The sequence below is a fragment of the Burkholderia multivorans ATCC BAA-247 genome, from assembly GCF_000959525.1.
Taxonomy (GTDB): Bacteria; Pseudomonadota; Gammaproteobacteria; order Burkholderiales; family Burkholderiaceae; genus Burkholderia; species Burkholderia multivorans.
Map to the genome: position 1 here is coordinate 805,816 of NZ_CP009832.1, position 14,360 is coordinate 820,175.

12 protein-coding genes are annotated in these 14,360 nt (G+C 68.1%); 6 read left to right on the plus strand and 6 right to left on the minus strand.

The features are described from left to right. Positions 1-104: 104 nt before the first annotated feature. The 5 genes from NP80_RS16155 to ubiA all read left to right on the plus strand — a co-directional run bounded on the left by NP80_RS16155 (position 105) and on the right by ubiA (position 5,902). Positions 105-1,064 carry a LysR substrate-binding domain-containing protein gene (locus NP80_RS16155; protein ID WP_006401641.1) on the plus strand — a complete coding sequence of 320 codons (960 nt, stop codon included), beginning with the start codon at positions 105-107 and terminating at the stop codon, positions 1,062-1,064. Between the two features lie 603 nt (positions 1,065-1,667). Continuing rightward, positions 1,668-3,854, plus strand: a complete 2,187-nt coding sequence (katG, locus tag NP80_RS16160) for a catalase/peroxidase HPI (RefSeq protein WP_006409655.1) — start codon at positions 1,668-1,670, stop codon at positions 3,852-3,854. 117 nt (positions 3,855-3,971) lie between these two features. Continuing rightward, a complete protein-coding gene (locus NP80_RS31430; RefSeq protein ID WP_006408358.1) occupies positions 3,972-4,133 on the plus strand; it encodes a hypothetical protein in 162 nt (53 codons plus the stop codon). A gap of 121 nt (positions 4,134-4,254) precedes the next feature. Continuing rightward, the gene (locus tag NP80_RS16165) at positions 4,255-4,749 is read left to right on the plus strand and encodes a Dps family protein (RefSeq protein WP_035489597.1); all 495 of its coding nucleotides are present in this window, start codon (positions 4,255-4,257) and stop codon (positions 4,747-4,749) included. Between the two features lie 289 nt (positions 4,750-5,038). After that, positions 5,039-5,902, plus strand: a complete 864-nt coding sequence (gene ubiA, locus NP80_RS16170) for a 4-hydroxybenzoate octaprenyltransferase (RefSeq protein WP_035489595.1) — start codon at positions 5,039-5,041, stop codon at positions 5,900-5,902. 153 nt (positions 5,903-6,055) lie between these two features. Here the strand turns inward: ubiA and proC are convergent, their stop codons facing one another. From proC to NP80_RS16200, 6 genes are all read right to left on the minus strand, one after another. Continuing rightward, the gene (gene proC / locus NP80_RS16175; RefSeq protein WP_006411011.1) at positions 6,056-6,868 is read right to left on the minus strand and encodes a pyrroline-5-carboxylate reductase; all 813 of its coding nucleotides are present in this window, start codon (positions 6,866-6,868) and stop codon (positions 6,056-6,058) included. Between the two features lie 43 nt (positions 6,869-6,911). After that, on the minus strand, positions 6,912-7,610 hold the full coding sequence (locus NP80_RS16180; protein WP_006411014.1) for a YggS family pyridoxal phosphate-dependent enzyme: 699 nt from the start codon (positions 7,608-7,610) through the stop codon (positions 6,912-6,914). 196 nt (positions 7,611-7,806) lie between these two features. Continuing rightward, positions 7,807-9,033, minus strand: a complete 1,227-nt coding sequence (gene glcF, locus NP80_RS16185; protein WP_006408363.1) for a glycolate oxidase subunit GlcF — start codon at positions 9,031-9,033, stop codon at positions 7,807-7,809. 7 nt (positions 9,034-9,040) lie between these two features. Continuing rightward, positions 9,041-10,129 (minus strand): glycolate oxidase subunit GlcE, encoded by a 1,089-nt coding sequence (gene glcE, locus NP80_RS16190; RefSeq protein WP_006408364.1) that lies wholly within the window; start codon positions 10,127-10,129, stop codon positions 9,041-9,043. 253 nt (positions 10,130-10,382) lie between these two features. Next, on the minus strand, positions 10,383-11,876 hold the full coding sequence (locus NP80_RS16195; RefSeq protein ID WP_006408365.1) for an FAD-linked oxidase C-terminal domain-containing protein: 1,494 nt from the start codon (positions 11,874-11,876) through the stop codon (positions 10,383-10,385). A 230-nt stretch (positions 11,877-12,106) separates the two neighbouring features. Then, positions 12,107-13,516 (minus strand): FAD-binding oxidoreductase, encoded by a 1,410-nt coding sequence (locus NP80_RS16200; protein WP_035945972.1) that lies wholly within the window; start codon positions 13,514-13,516, stop codon positions 12,107-12,109. Positions 13,517-13,769: 253 nt separating this feature from the next. Here NP80_RS16200 and NP80_RS16205 point away from each other — a divergent pair, with 253 nt between their 5' ends. Then, the gene (locus NP80_RS16205; RefSeq protein ID WP_006401622.1) at positions 13,770-14,321 is read left to right on the plus strand and encodes a cob(I)yrinic acid a,c-diamide adenosyltransferase; all 552 of its coding nucleotides are present in this window, start codon (positions 13,770-13,772) and stop codon (positions 14,319-14,321) included. Positions 14,322-14,360: the final 39 nt, after the last annotated feature.

The window sequence follows — 14,360 nt, forward strand, 5'->3', positions numbered from 1 at the left end:
CCTTAGCGCCGATCGGCCGACCGCGATGCGGAGAAACTTGGCGAACGGCCGCCACAGGGTGTATAAATTATGCCTATCGCTCGTTTATACCTGATTGACCCACAATGACGCTGACTGAATTGAAATACATCGTCGCGGTTGCGCGCGAGCGGCATTTCGGCCGCGCGGCCGAAGCGTGCTTCGTGAGCCAGCCGACGCTGTCGGTGGCGATCAAGAAGCTCGAGGACGAGCTGAACGTGCAGATCTTCGAGCGCGGCGCGAGCGAAGTGAGCGTCACGCCGATCGGCGATCAGATCGTCACGCAGGCGCAACGCGTGCTCGAGCAGACGTTCGCGATCAAGGAGATCGCGAAGCAGGGCAAGGACCCGCTCGTCGGCCCGTTCCGCCTCGGCGTGATCTACACGATCGGCCCGTACCTGCTGCCGACGCTCGTCAAGCAGATGATCCAGCGCGTGCCGCAGATGCCGCTGATGCTGCAGGAGAACTACACGCTGAAGCTGCTCGAGCTGCTGAAGCAAGGCGAGATCGACGCGGCGATCATGGCGCTGCCGTTTCCCGAAACGGGGCTGATGGTGCGGCCGCTGTACGACGAGCCGTTCGTCGTCGCGCTGCCCGCCGGCCATCCGTGGGAGAAGCGCCGCGAGATCGACGCCGAAGACCTGAAGCAGGAAACGATGCTGCTGCTCGGCAACGGTCACTGCTTCCGCGACCACGTGCTCGGCGTGTGCCCCGAGCTGATGCGCTTCTCGCAGACGGCCGACGGCATCCAGAAGACGTTCGAAGGCTCGTCGCTCGAGACGATCCGCCATATGGTCGCAAGCGGCGTCGGCATCACGGTGCTGCCGAGAATGTCGGTGCCGGAGATCGGCCCGCGCGCGAACGGCCCGGACGCCGAGCTGCTGTCGTACGTGCCGTTCAACGAGCCGGTGCCCGACCGCCGCGTCGTGCTGGTGTGGCGCAAGAGCTTCACGCGGATGCCGGCGATCGACGCGATCAGCGAAGCGATCGCCGCGTGCGAGCTGCCGGGCGTCGCGAAGCTCGACATGCCGGCTACCTTGAACTGACGTGGCCGCCGCGCCGCATCGATCGACGGGGTCTCGCGACCCCGTTTATTTTTCCCTATCGAATAGATTTAAACAATTGAATTCTGTTGGGCGATAGATTTACGTAGACTCTTCACATGGTCGGCGTCCCCGAGGCGCCCGTTGCAGATTCAATGCAAGCGTCAAAGGAGGATGTCATGATGCGATCGGTATTGCGGCACGCGCAGCGGAACATCGCGTCGCGCGAGCAAGTCGTCAATCGTGCCAGGGCCGCGATCCGCAGCCTGCGTCCGATTGCGTTCGCATACCTGGCGGATCGCACGTATGGCGGATGACGCCGTACGCCGGTCCCGTGTTCCCCCGATTCAACCGCGCCGAAGAGGGAGCAAAACATGATCGACAACACGAAGACCCAGCGCATCGCCGGCGGCGCGTCTGCCGGCCGCGCTTGCCCGAAGCGTCCCGCCTGCGGCGCTTCGCCCGGGAAGCGCGACGCGAAGCGCATCCCGTAGTCGGGCGGCAGGCCCCGCCTGTTCCGTTTTCCACCCCCGCAATCACGCTCCGCGCACGTCGTCCGGCGCTACGCCGGCACGGGGGCACATGAGCCATCCAAGGAGAAAAAGCATGTCGACCGAACCGAAGTGCCCGTTCCACCACACCGCAGGCAGCGGCACATCGAACAAGGACTGGTGGCCGAATCAGATCAACCTGAATATCCTGCACCGGCATTCGTCGCTGTCCGATCCGATGGACAAGGACTTCAACTATGCCGAGGCATTCAAGCAGCTCGACCTCGCGGCCGTGAAGCGCGATCTGCATGCGCTGATGACGACGTCGCAGGACTGGTGGCCGGCCGACTTCGGCCACTACGGCGGCCTGTTCATCCGGATGGCCTGGCATAGCGCGGGCACGTACCGGATCGCCGACGGCCGCGGCGGCGCGGGCGGCGGGCAGCAGCGCTTCGCACCGCTGAACAGCTGGCCCGACAACGCGAACCTCGACAAGGCGCGCCGGCTGCTGTGGCCGATCAAGCAGAAGTACGGCCGCAACATCTCGTGGGCCGACCTGCTGATCCTGACCGGCAACGTCGCGCTCGAATCGATGGGCTTCAAGACGTTCGGCTATGCGGGCGGCCGTCCCGACACGTGGGAACCGGACGACGTGTACTGGGGTTCCGAAAAGATCTGGCTCGAGCTGAGCGGCGGCCCGAACAGCCGCTACTCCGGCAACCGGGAGCTCGAGAACCCGCTCGCGGCCGTGCAGATGGGCCTCATCTACGTGAACCCGGAAGGCCCGGACGGCAATCCCGATCCGGTCGCGGCCGCGCGCGACATCCGCGAGACGTTCGCACGGATGGCGATGAACGACGAAGAGACGGTCGCGCTGATCGCGGGCGGCCACACGTTCGGCAAGACGCACGGTGCCGGTCCCGCCTCGAGCGTCGGCCCCGAGCCGGAAGCGGCGGCCCTCGAGCAGCAGGGTCTTGGCTGGCAGAGCACGTTCGGCACGGGCAAGGGCAAGGACGCGATCACGAGCGGCCTCGAAGTCACGTGGACATCGACGCCGACGAAGTGGAGCAACGATTTCTTCAAGCACCTGTTCAGCTACGAGTGGGAGTTGACGAAGAGCCCGGCTGGCGCGCATCAGTGGGTCGCGAAGGATGCGGAGGCGGTGATCCCCGATGCGTTCGATCCGGCGAAGAAGCACCGTCCGACGATGCTGACGACCGACCTCGCGCTGCGCTTCGATCCCGAGTACGAGAAGATCTCGCGCCGCTTCTACGAGCATCCGGACCAGTTCGCCGACGCGTTTGCGCGCGCATGGTTCAAGCTCACGCACCGCGACATGGGTCCGCGTTCGCGCTATCTCGGCCCGGACGTGCCGGCCGAGGAGCTGCTGTGGCAAGACCCGGTGCCGGCCGTCGACCATCCGCTGATCGACGAAGCCGACATCGCGGCGCTGAAGGCGAAGGTGCTTGCGTCGGGGCTGTCGGTGTCGCAGCTCGTATCGACCGCATGGGCGTCGGCGTCGACGTTCCGCGGCTCGGACAAGCGCGGCGGCGCAAACGGCGCGCGCATCCGTCTCGCGCCGCAGAAGGACTGGGAAGTGAACCGCCCGGCCGAACTCGCGGCCGTGCTCGAGACGCTCGAAGGCGTGCGCAAGGCGTTCAACGATGCGCAAACGGGCGGCAAGAAGGTATCGCTCGCGGATCTGATCGTGCTGGCCGGTGCGGCCGGCGTCGAGCAGGCCGCGAAGAGCGCGGGCGTCACGGTGACGGTGCCGTTCGCGCCGGGCCGTACGGATGCGTCGCAGGAGCAGACCGACGTCCACGCGATGGCCGTGCTCGAGCCTGTCGCCGACGGCTTCCGCAACTATCTGAAGCGCAAGTTCAAGACGCCGGCCGAGGCGCTGCTGGTCGACAAGGCGCAACTGCTGACGCTGACCGCGCCGGAGATGACGGTGCTCGTCGGCGGGATGCGGGTGCTCGGCACGAATGTCGGCGATCCGAAGCACGGGGTCTTCACCGAGCGTCCGGGCACGCTGACGAACGACTTCTTCGTGAACCTGCTCGACATGCGTACCGAGTGGAAGCCCGCATCGGCCGACAACGACGTGTTCGAAGGCCGCGATCGTGCGACGGGCGAGCTGAAGTGGACGGGCACGCGCGTCGACCTCGTGTTCGGTTCGCATTCGCAGCTTCGCGCGCTTGCCGAGGTGTACGGCAGTGCGGATGCGCAGCAGAAGTTCGTACACGACTTCGTCGCGGCATGGAACAAGGTGATGAACCTCGATCGCTTCGATCTCGTCTAACAGCCCGCTGCCGGCAGCGATGCGGCAGCGAAGTCTTGCAACAGGGCGGCGAGCGCCGGGCGGCCGATGAGCGGCAGCCCGGCGCGTCGTCGCCGTTTCGTTGAAGGAGGGACCATCATGACGCAACGCACGCTCGACCTGCACGCGGCGTTTGCCGCGCCCGCACTGCGTGCGCCAGCCGCCGCGCGGCGCCTCGTCGGCGCGGCGATCGCCGGCAGCGGCGCGGCCGTGCTGATCGCGCACGCGCTCGGCGCGATCGCTCACGTGGCCGGCGCGTAAGCGCGCATTGGCGCGTGTCACGCTAAACTGGCAGACCGCGAGCGCATGCCGCGTGCACGCGACATGCGAATGGCTCGACGCATTTTCATCGGTTCAACATGTCGAAATGAGGAGTCCGACGATGGCAAAGAAAGGCAATGCAAATGCAACGCAAATCAACATCGGCATCAGCGACAAGGATCGCAGGAAGATCGCCGACGGCCTGTCGCGCTTGCTGGCCGATACGTTTTCGCTGTATCTGAAGACGCACAATTTCCACTGGAACGTGACGGGCCCGATGTTCAACACGCTGCATCTGATGTTCGAGGAGCAGTACAACGAACTGTGGCTCGCGGTCGATTCGATCGCGGAACGCATTCGCACGCTCGGCGTCGTCGCGCCGGGCACGTTCGGCGATTTCGCGCGACTGTCGTCGGTGCCGGAAGCCGAGGGCGTGCCGGCCGCCGAAGACATGATCCGCCAGCTCGTCGAAGGGCACGAGGCTGTCGTGCGCACCGCGCGCGAGATTTTCCCGGCGGCCGACGCGGCGAGCGACGAGCCGACTGCCGATCTGCTCACGCAGCGCTTGCAGACGCATGAAAAGACCGCGTGGATGCTGCGGTCGCTGCTCGCGTAAGGACGTTGCGCGGCGGGGCGCGCGCCCGGCCGCGGCGCGCGGCATGTCGTTGCGGCATGCGGCAGGGCCGCAAGGTAGGCGGCGGCGCTGCCGCCGCACGGTTCGCACGGCGACTCGCGCGGCACCGATGGTTCCCGGATCGTGCCGGCCGCCTTCGATCTTGGTCGGCGATCCGCCGATTTCTTCACACCGATCCATTCCCCTCGGCCGGGCCTCGCGCCGGCCGCACCCATGACGCAAACGGCCGTTGGGCTCTAAAATGCCGGGATCGTCTTTCCGGTGCTTCGCCATGCTTGCCCGCTTTCCCCTGTACCTGCGCCTTGTCCGGATGGACAAGCCGATCGGCAGCCTGCTGCTGCTGTGGCCGACCTTGAACGCGCTATGGATCGCGTCGGACGGCCATCCGCGCTGGCCGCTGATCGTGATCTTTGCGCTCGGCACGCTGCTGATGCGCTCGGCCGGCTGCGCGATGAACGACTACGCGGACCGCGATTTCGACCGGCACGTGAAGCGCACGGCTGACCGGCCGCTGACGTCGGGCAAGATCCGCGCGTGGGAAGCCGTCGCGATTGCCGTCGGCCTGTCCTTCGTGGCGTTCCTGCTGATCCTGCCGCTCAATACGCTGACGAAAGAGCTGTCGGTCGTCGCGCTGTTCGTCGCGGGTACCTATCCGTTCATGAAGCGCTTCTTCGCGATTCCGCAGGCGTATCTCGGGATCGCGTTCGGCTTCGGAATTCCGATGGCGTTCGCGGCCGTGCAGAACACGGTGCCGCCGCTCGCGTGGGTGATGCTGATCGCCAACGTGTTCTGGTCGGTCGCGTACGACACCGAATACGCGATGGTCGACCGCGACGACGACATCAAGATCGGCATTCGCACGTCGGCGCTGACGTTCGGCCGTTTCGACGTCGCGGCCGTCATGGCGTGCTATGCGGTCACGCTCGGAATCTACGTGTGGATCGGCATCACGCTCGGCTTCGGTGCGGCGTACTGGGTGGGCTGGGCCGCCGCCGCCGGCTGCGCGGTGTATCACTACACGCTGATCAAGGGCCGCGAACGGATGCCGTGCTTCGCGGCATTCCGCCACAACAACTGGCTCGGCGGCGTGCTGTTCGCCGGCATTGCCGCGCATTACCTGATGGCGGCGAGCTGAACGGCGGCCCGCGCGGCTTCGTGCCGCGCGCGGCGTGCTGAAGCAGAAAAAGAAAAAGCGGCCGAGGCCGCTTTTTTGTTGCTGCTACCGGATGATGGCGTGCGCGGTCTGCTGCGCAAGTCCATCCTCGTGCAGGACGAAGCGTCGAGCCGCTCAGGCGCGGCCGAGTTCGTCGCCCATTTCCTTCGCGCGTGCGTCGGCCGCGAGCACGCCGCGCACGATCGCTTCCTTCACACCTTGCGCGTCGAACGACGCGAGCGCGGCGGCCGTCGTGCCGCCCTTCGACGTCACGCGCTCGCGCAGCACGCCAGCCGGCTCGCCCGATTGCGCGGCGAGCTGCGCGGCGCCCGTAAACGTCGCGACCGCGAGCGCGCGGCCCTGTTCGTCGTTCATCCCGAGGCGGCGCGCCGCTTCCTGCAGCGCTTCGATGAAATAGAACACGTATGCGGGCCCGCTGCCCGAGATCGCCGTGACGGCGTCGAGCCGCGATTCGTCGTCGAACCAGACGATCTCGCCGACCGCGCCGAGCACGTTCGAAGCCAGTTCGCGGCCGGCCGCATCGACGCCCGGCAGTGCGGCGAGGCCCGTCACGCCCATGCCGACGAGCGCGGGCGTGTTCGGCATCGTGCGCACGACGCGCGCGTAGCCGCCGAGCCAGCGCGACAGATCCGCGCCCCGGATGCCGGCCGCGATGCTGATCACGAGCTGCGCGCGCAGATGCGGCGCGAGCGCCTGCGCGACGTCCTTCAGCACCTGCGGCTTGACCGCGAGCACGATCGCGTCGTAGTCGCCGATTGCCGCGTCGATCGCGGCGCCGGTGCGGATCCCGAACTGCTGCGCGGCGCGCGCGCGGACGTCTTCGTTGACGTCGATCGCGTACAGGCCGTCCGCGGCGACGCCGCGCTTGATGAGGCCGCCGATCAGGGCCGCGGCCATGTTGCCGCCGCCGATGAATGCGATTTTCATGATGTCGGATTGAGCGAGTGAGTGAAGGGATAGGGCGCGGCGTTCAGCGCGAATAGTCGCGCGCGCCGAAGATCGCGGTGCCGACGCGCACGATCGTCGCGCCTTCGAGTACGGCCGCCTCGAGATCGGCGGACATGCCCATCGACAGCGTGTCGAGCGGCAGGCCGTCGGCACGCAGCGCGTCGAACAGCGTGCGCAGTGCGCGATGCGGCACGCGTTGCGCGTCGAGGTCGGCTGCCGGTTCCGGGATCGCCATCAGTCCGCGCAGCCGCAGCGACGGCAGCGCGGCCACCGCGCGTGCGACCTCGGCGACCTCGGCCGGCGCGACGCCGCTCTTCGACGCCTCGCCGCTGATGTTCACCTGCACGCACACGTTCAGCGGCGGCAGGTGCGCGGGGCGCTGCTCGGCGAGCCGCTGCGCGATCTTCAGCCGGTCGATCGAATGTACCCAGTCGTAGCGCTCGGCAACCGCGCGCGTCTTGTTCGATTGCAGCGGCCCGATGAAATGCCATTCGAGCGACGCGCGCAAATCGGCGAGCGCGTCGATCTTGTCGATCGACTCCTGCACGTAGTTTTCGCCGAATGCGCGCTGGCCGGCCGCGTGCGCGGCCCGCACCGCGTCGGCGGGAAAGGTCTTCGATACGGCGAGCAGCGACACGGAGGCCGGATCGCGGCCGGCGGCACGCGCGGCGTCGGCGATGCGGCGATGAACGGATTCGAGACGAACGGCGAGATCGGACATGACGGGCACGGATACGGCGCGAGAAAACGGGCACGGAGCGGATGCGCCGCAGGCGGCGCAACGATCCGCACATTATACGGACGCCGTGCGCGCCGCCGCGACGCGCTCGCGTGCATGCATGCCCTTCACGCAGCGATCATGGCGCACCGCGAGCGGCGAGCGGCGAGCGGCGAGCGGCGAGCGGCGAGCGGCGACATTAACCGTAGATGAGGTGCTCGACGAGCTGGATCCAGTGCGCGACCGGGATCTGCGTGCCGCTTTGCAGGTGCGCGATGCAGCCGACGTTGCCGGACACGATCATCTGCGGTTCGAGCGCCTGCAGCTTCAGCAGCTTCTGCTTGCGCAACCGGTACGACAGCGACGGCTGCGTCAGCGAATAGGTGCCGGCCGAGCCGCAGCAGAGGTGGCTGTCGGCCGGCAGCCGCACGTCGATGCCGAGCGTTTCGAGCAGCCGTTCGACCTTGCCGCGCGACTGCTGCCCGTGCTGCAGCGTGCACGGAGGATGGTACGCGACCGTATGGATCGCACGGCGGCGGCCGAGCGTCGCGAGTTCGGCCTCGAACGCGAGCAGTACGTCCGAGATGTCGCGCGTCAGCGCGACGATGCGCCGCGCCTTTTCCGCATAGGCCGGATCGTCGCGCAGCAGGTGTGCATATTCGAGCACGGTCGCGCCGCAGCCCGACGCGTTCATCACGATCGCTTCGACGCCTTGTTCGACGTACGGCCACCATGCGTCGATGTTGCGGCGCGCGTCGTCGAGCGCTTCGTCGTGATAGTTCAGATGCAGCCGGATCGCGCCGCAGCAGCCTGCGTCGGGCGCGACGATCGTCTCGACGCCGAGCGCGTCCAGCACGCGCGCGGTCGCGATGTTGATGTTCGGCAGCATCGACGGCTGCACGCAGCCGCCGAGCATCAGCATCTTGCGCGGATGCGTGCGCTGCGGCCATTCGAGCAGCCGCGTGCGCGGCGGTACCTTGTCGCGCAGCCGCTTCGGCAGCAGCGGCCGCACCTGCTGGCCGAGCCGCATCACGGGCGAGAACAGCGTCGCGTTCGGCACGAGGCTCGCCAGCAGGCGGCGCACGAGCCGCTGCGACAGCGGGCGCTGCACCTGCGCCTCGACGTGCTTGCGGCCGATCTCGACGAGCCGGCCGTACTGGACGCCCGACGGGCACGTCGTCTCGCAGCTGCGGCACGTGAGGCAGCGATCGAGATGCTGCTGCGTGCTGCGCGTGACTTTCGCGCCTTCGACCATCTGCTTGATCAGGTAAATGCGTCCGCGCGGGCCGTCGAGTTCGTCGCCGAGCAACTGATAGGTCGGGCACGTCGCGGTGCAGAACCCGCAGTGCACGCACTTGCGCAGGATCGCGTCGGCCTCGTTGCCGTCGGGCGTGTCGCGGATGAAGTCGGCGAGGTTCGTTTGCATCGGCAGCTCAGAGATCGGGATACAGCCGGCCGCGGTTGAAGATGCGCGCGGGATCGAACGCCGCCTTCAGGCCGCGGTGGATTTTCAGCAGCGGCGCGGCGAGCGGCGTGAACACGCCGGCGCTGCGATCGTAGGCGTCGCCCGCGCGGAACAGCGTCGCGTGGCCGCCGGCCTGCTTCGCGCTCATGCGGACCGTCTGCGCGTCGGCGTCGGTAATCCACCAGCGTTGCGCGCCGCCCCATTCCATCAGCTGTGTGCCGGGCAGGTGCATCGGTTCGGTGATCGACGGCAGCGAGAGCCGCCACAGCGCATAGTCGGGCGGGATCCCGTTGAAGAACGGATCGGTGTGCTCGCGCAGGCCGGCCCAGAATCGCTCGGCCTCGACCGCGTCGACGACTTCGCCGCCGAGCTGCGTCTTTGCCGATTTGACGGCGGCCTCGGCGCCGGACAGGCGCAGCACGAGCGTGCCGTTGCGCCACGCGCTGCCGCTGACCGGCAGCGGATGGCCACCCCATTCGTTGAGCTTGCGCACGGCATCGGTCGCCGTCATCTCGAACTTCAGCGTGACTTCGGCGACCGGCACCGGCAGCACCTTGATCGAGAGCTCGAGCATCAGCCCGAGCGTGCCGAGCGAGCCGGCCATCAGCCGCGAGACGTCGTAGCCGGCGACGTTCTTCACGACCTGCCCGCCGAAGCGCAGCGTTTCGCCGCGGCCGTTCATCAGCGTGACGCCGAGCACGAAGTCGCGCGGCGCGCCGCAGGTCGCACGGCGCGGGCCTGCGAGGCCGGCCGCGATGCAGCCGCCGACGGTGGCCGCGCGCCCGAAGTGCGGCGGCTCGAACGGCAGCATCTGGCCGCACTCCGCGACGACGCTTTCGAGCTGCGCGAGCGGCGTGCCCGCGCGCACCGTGACGACGAGTTCGGCCGGGTCGTACGACACGACGCCGTGCAGCGCGCGCGTGTCCAGTATTTCTCCTTCGAGCGTCTGCCCGTACCAGTCCTTCGTGCCGCCGCCGCGAATCCGCAGCGGGCGGCCGTCGGCGCTGGCCGAGCGGACGCGTTCGGCCCATTCGGCGACGATGTCGTCCTCTTCCATGTTTTCGTGGCTGCCTCGTCTTGTTGTCCGATCGATTGTACCGGGGTGGCGCGAATCCACATCGCGACTATCCCTAGGATGCGTCGGCGACACCCGCGACATCGAGGAAAGGGGGGCGCTACAGCGCGTACCGGGCGGCGGGCCCGCCGCCCGGACTGCGCAGGCGGCGCGCGCGAGCCTGCGCCGCGCCATACCGCGCGGCCGCGCCGGGCGCTTCCTGAAGCCGGCCGGGCGGCGGCCGGCATGCGCGCGCCTAGAAGCGCGGCAGTTCGGGGTGCGGCAGCAGCCCGCCGCGCACGTGCTGGCGTCCGTATTCGGCGCAGCGTGCGCGTGTCGGAATGCCCTTGTCGGGATTGAGCAGCTCCGGCGGATCGAACGCACGCTTGACCGCGAAGAACGCGTCGCGCTCCTGCGGCGAGAACTGGACGCACATCGAGTTCAGTTTCTCGATGCCGACGCCGTGCTCGCCGGTCACGCTGCCGCCGAATTCGACGCAGCATTCGAGGATTTCCGCGCCGAACTGCTCGGCGCGATGGAGTTCGTCCGGGTTGTTCGCGTTGTACAGAATCAGCGGATGCATGTTCCCGTCGCCGGCATGGAACACGTTGATGCAGCGCAAGCCGTAGCGCGTTTCGAGCTGTTCGATGCGCGCGAGCAGCGGGCCGATCGCGCGGCGCGGCACGGTGCCGTCCATGCAGTAATAGTCGGGCGAGATGCGTCCGGCGGCCGGAAACGCGTTCTTGCGGCCCGACCAGAAGCGCAGCCGCTCGCTTTCGTTGCGCGAGACCTGGATGCGCGTCGCGCCGTGCTCGCGCAGCACGGCCGTCATCCGCACGATTTCCTCGGCGACTTCTTCCGGCGTGCCGTCCGATTCGCATAGCAGGATCGCTTTCGCGTCGAGGTCGTAGCCGGCGTGCGTGAACGCCTCGACGGCCTGCGTCGCCGGCTTGTCCATCATCTCGAGGCCGGCCGGGATGATGCCGGACGCGATGATCGCGGCGACCGCCTCGCCGCCCTTGACGACGTCGTCGAAGCTCGCCATCACGAGCTGCGCCGCCTGCGGTTTCGGGATCAGCTTCACCGTCACTTCGGTGACGATCGCGAACATCCCTTCGCTGCCGATCATCACGGCGAGCAGGTCGAGGCCCGGCATGTCGAGCGCGAGCGAGCCGAATTCGACGATTTCGCCGTCGATCGTCACCGCGCGCACGCGCATCACGTTGTGCACGGTGAGTCCGTACTTGAGGCAATGGACGCCGCCCGAATTTTCCGCGACGTTGCCGCCGATCGTGCAGGCGATCTGCGACGACGGATCGGGCGCGTAGTACAGCCCGTACGGTGCGGCGGCTTCGGAGATCGCGAGATTGCGCACGCCGGGCTGGACGGTGGCGGTGCGCGCATACGGATCGACTTCGACGATGCGTGTGAAGCGCGCGAGCGACAGCACGACGCCGAGCGAGATCGGCAGTGCGCCGCCGGACAGGCTCGTGCCGGCACCGCGCGGCACGATCGGCACGTCCATGCGGCGGCAGATCTGCACGATGCGCTGCACTTGCGATTCGGTTTCGGGCAGTGCGACTGCGAGCGGCAGGCGGCGGTATGCCGACAGGCCGTCGCATTCGTACGGTGCGGTGTCTTCGTCGCGATACAGCAGGCAGTGCGTCGGCAGCACGGCCATCAGCGCCTGGACGACTTCGCGCTGGCGCTGCGCGCGCATCTGGGCGGACAGTTCGACAGGGGCGTTCATCGGGTCTCCTTTTGCGACGGGAGTTAGCGCTTTAGCGCTTACTCCCGTCCCAGGCAAAGCGCGGCTGGAGTGAGCGCTTTAGCGCTTGCTCCAGCCTCAGGCAAAGCGCGGCTGGAGTGAGCGCTTTGGCGCTTGCTCCAGCCTCAGGCAAAGCGCGGCTGGAGTGAGCGCTTCAGCGCTTGCTCCCGTCCCAGGCAAAGCGCGGCCGCGGCCGCCGCTTCGCCGCCGCATCAGCACGCGAAGATCTTGCCGGGGTTCATCAGGTTGCGCGGATCGAGCGCGAGCTTGATCGCGCGCATCGTGTCGATCGCGTTGTCGCCATGCTCCTTCGGCAGGAAGCGCATCTTGTGCAGCCCGACGCCGTGCTCGCCCGTACACGTGCCGCCGAGCCGCAGCGCACGCTCGACGATCCGGTCGTTGATGCGTTCGGCCTCGTCGATTTCTTCGGGCTTGTCGGGATCGATCAGGATCGCGACGTGGAAATTGCCGTCGCCGACGTGACCGACGATCGGGCACGGCAGCGACGACGCGCGCAGATCGGCCTCGGTTTCCTCGACGCAGGCGGCGAGTTGCGAGATCGGCACGCATACGTCGGTCGTCACCGCGCGGCAGCCGGGCTTCAGCTGCAGCATCGCGAAATACGCGTTATGGCGTGCGGACCAGAGCCGGCTGCGGTCTTCGGGCCGCGTCGCCCATTCGAAACCCTGGCCGTTGTTCTGGCCCGCGAGCGCCTGCACGAGCTCGGCCTGTTCCTTCACGCCGGCTTCCGTGCCGTGGAATTCGAAGAACAGCGTCGGCGCTTCGGCGAGCGTCAGGTTCGAATGGCGGTTGATCGAACGCACGGCAAGCGCGTCGACGAATTCGACGCGCGCGATCGGCACGCCGATCTGAATCGTCTCGATCACGGTGCGCACGGCGTCGCCCATCGTCGGGAACGTGCAGATCGCGGCCGATACGGCTTCCGGCAGCGGATGCAGCCGCAGCGTGATTTCGGTGATCACGCCGAGCGTGCCTTCGGAGCCGACGAACAGGCGCGTCAGATCGTAGCCGGCCGACGACTTGCGCGCGCGCGAGCCGGTCTTCACGACGCGGCCGTCGGCGAGCACCGCGGTGAGGCCGAGCACGTTCTCGCGCATCGTGCCGTAGCGCACGGCATTCGTGCCGGACGCGCGTGTCGCGGTCATCCCGCCGATGCTCGCGTCGGCGCCCGGATCGATCGGGAAAAACAGCCCGGTGTCGCGCAGCGCCTCGTTCAGCGCCTTGCGCGTAATGCCGGGCTCGACCGTGACGGTCAGGTCTTCCGCGTTGATCGACAGCACGCGGTTCATCTCGGACAGATCGAGCGACAAGCCGCCGCGCACCGCGAGCAGATGACCTTCGAGCGACGAGCCGGCGCCGTACGGAATCAGCGGGACGCCGTAGAGCGCGCACTGCGACACGACTTCGCGGACGTCGTCGACGCTGTGCGCGAACACGACCGCGTCGGGCAGCTGCGGATCGAACGGCGATTCGTCGCGGCCGTGGTGTGCGCGCACGGCATCGGCGACCGAGACGCGCTCGCCGAACCTGGCGCGCAGCGCATCGAGCATGGCGGGGGGCAGGGGGCGGCGCGTGGCCGCCGGCGGGGCGGGGTGATTCACGAATGTCTCCTTTGTCGGGGCAGCGCACGGGCGCGTGCCGGCATCGTGCGCGGTGGCCGGCGGACGATGCCGGGCGCATGTCGCGCCGACCGGGTTCGCGGCGGCCGACCGTCCGAAAAACGGGTCCCGCTTCGACGCGGTTTCGGCCCATTCTACGCTGGAACGCCTGCTGCGGCCGTCGCCGCGGGCTGCGATAATCGCGTTCCAACGCAACCGGGCCGCATCGCGGCCGCGCACCGGAGAGGACATTCGCATGGGCAACCGCTTGAGCAAGATCGCCACGCGCACCGGCGACGACGGCACCACCGGCCTCGGCGACGGCCGGCGCGTCGGCAAGGACGATGCGCGGATCGCCGCGATCGGCGACGTCGACGAACTGAATTCGAATCTCGGCGTGCTGCTCGCCGAAACGCTGCCCGACGACGTGCGCACGGCGCTCGTGACGATTCAGCACGATCTGTTCGATCTCGGCGGCGAGCTCTGCATCCCGGGCCATACGGTGATCGACGACACGCATCTCGCGCGGCTGGACCGCTGGCTCGCCGACTACAACGCGACGCTGCCGCCGCTGAAGGAATTCATCCTGCCGGCCGGCTCGCGCGCGGCATCGCTCGCGCACGTGTGCCGGACCGTGTGCCGCCGCGCCGAGCGCTCGATCGTCGCGCTCGGCCGGCACGACGCACTCAACGACGCGCCGCGGCGCTACGTGAACCGGCTGTCGGATCTGCTGTTCGTGCTCGCGCGTGTGCTGAACCGCGCAGCCGGCGGCGCGGACGTGCTGTGGGAGCGCGGCCGCGTCCGGTAACGCAGCCGGCGCCTTTTTCCGCACTGCGACAATTTGTCC

Coding starts and splice junctions, on each gene's coding strand:
- NP80_RS16155 (WP_006401641.1), top strand. CDS start 105: ATGACGCTGACTGAATTGAAATACATCGTCGCGGTTGCGCGCGAGCGG.
- katG (WP_006409655.1), top strand. CDS start 1,668: ATGTCGACCGAACCGAAGTGCCCGTTCCACCACACCGCAGGCAGCGGC.
- NP80_RS31430 (WP_006408358.1), top strand. CDS start 3,972: ATGACGCAACGCACGCTCGACCTGCACGCGGCGTTTGCCGCGCCCGCA.
- NP80_RS16165 (WP_035489597.1), top strand. CDS start 4,255: ATGGCAAAGAAAGGCAATGCAAATGCAACGCAAATCAACATCGGCATC.
- ubiA (WP_035489595.1), top strand. CDS start 5,039: ATGCTTGCCCGCTTTCCCCTGTACCTGCGCCTTGTCCGGATGGACAAG.
- proC (WP_006411011.1), bottom strand. CDS start 6,868: ATGAAAATCGCATTCATCGGCGGCGGCAACATGGCCGCGGCCCTGATC.
- NP80_RS16180 (WP_006411014.1), bottom strand. CDS start 7,610: ATGTCCGATCTCGCCGTTCGTCTCGAATCCGTTCATCGCCGCATCGCC.
- glcF (WP_006408363.1), bottom strand. CDS start 9,033: ATGCAAACGAACCTCGCCGACTTCATCCGCGACACGCCCGACGGCAAC.
- glcE (WP_006408364.1), bottom strand. CDS start 10,129: ATGGAAGAGGACGACATCGTCGCCGAATGGGCCGAACGCGTCCGCTCG.
- NP80_RS16195 (WP_006408365.1), bottom strand. CDS start 11,876: ATGAACGCCCCTGTCGAACTGTCCGCCCAGATGCGCGCGCAGCGCCAG.
- NP80_RS16205 (WP_006401622.1), top strand. CDS start 13,770: ATGGGCAACCGCTTGAGCAAGATCGCCACGCGCACCGGCGACGACGGC.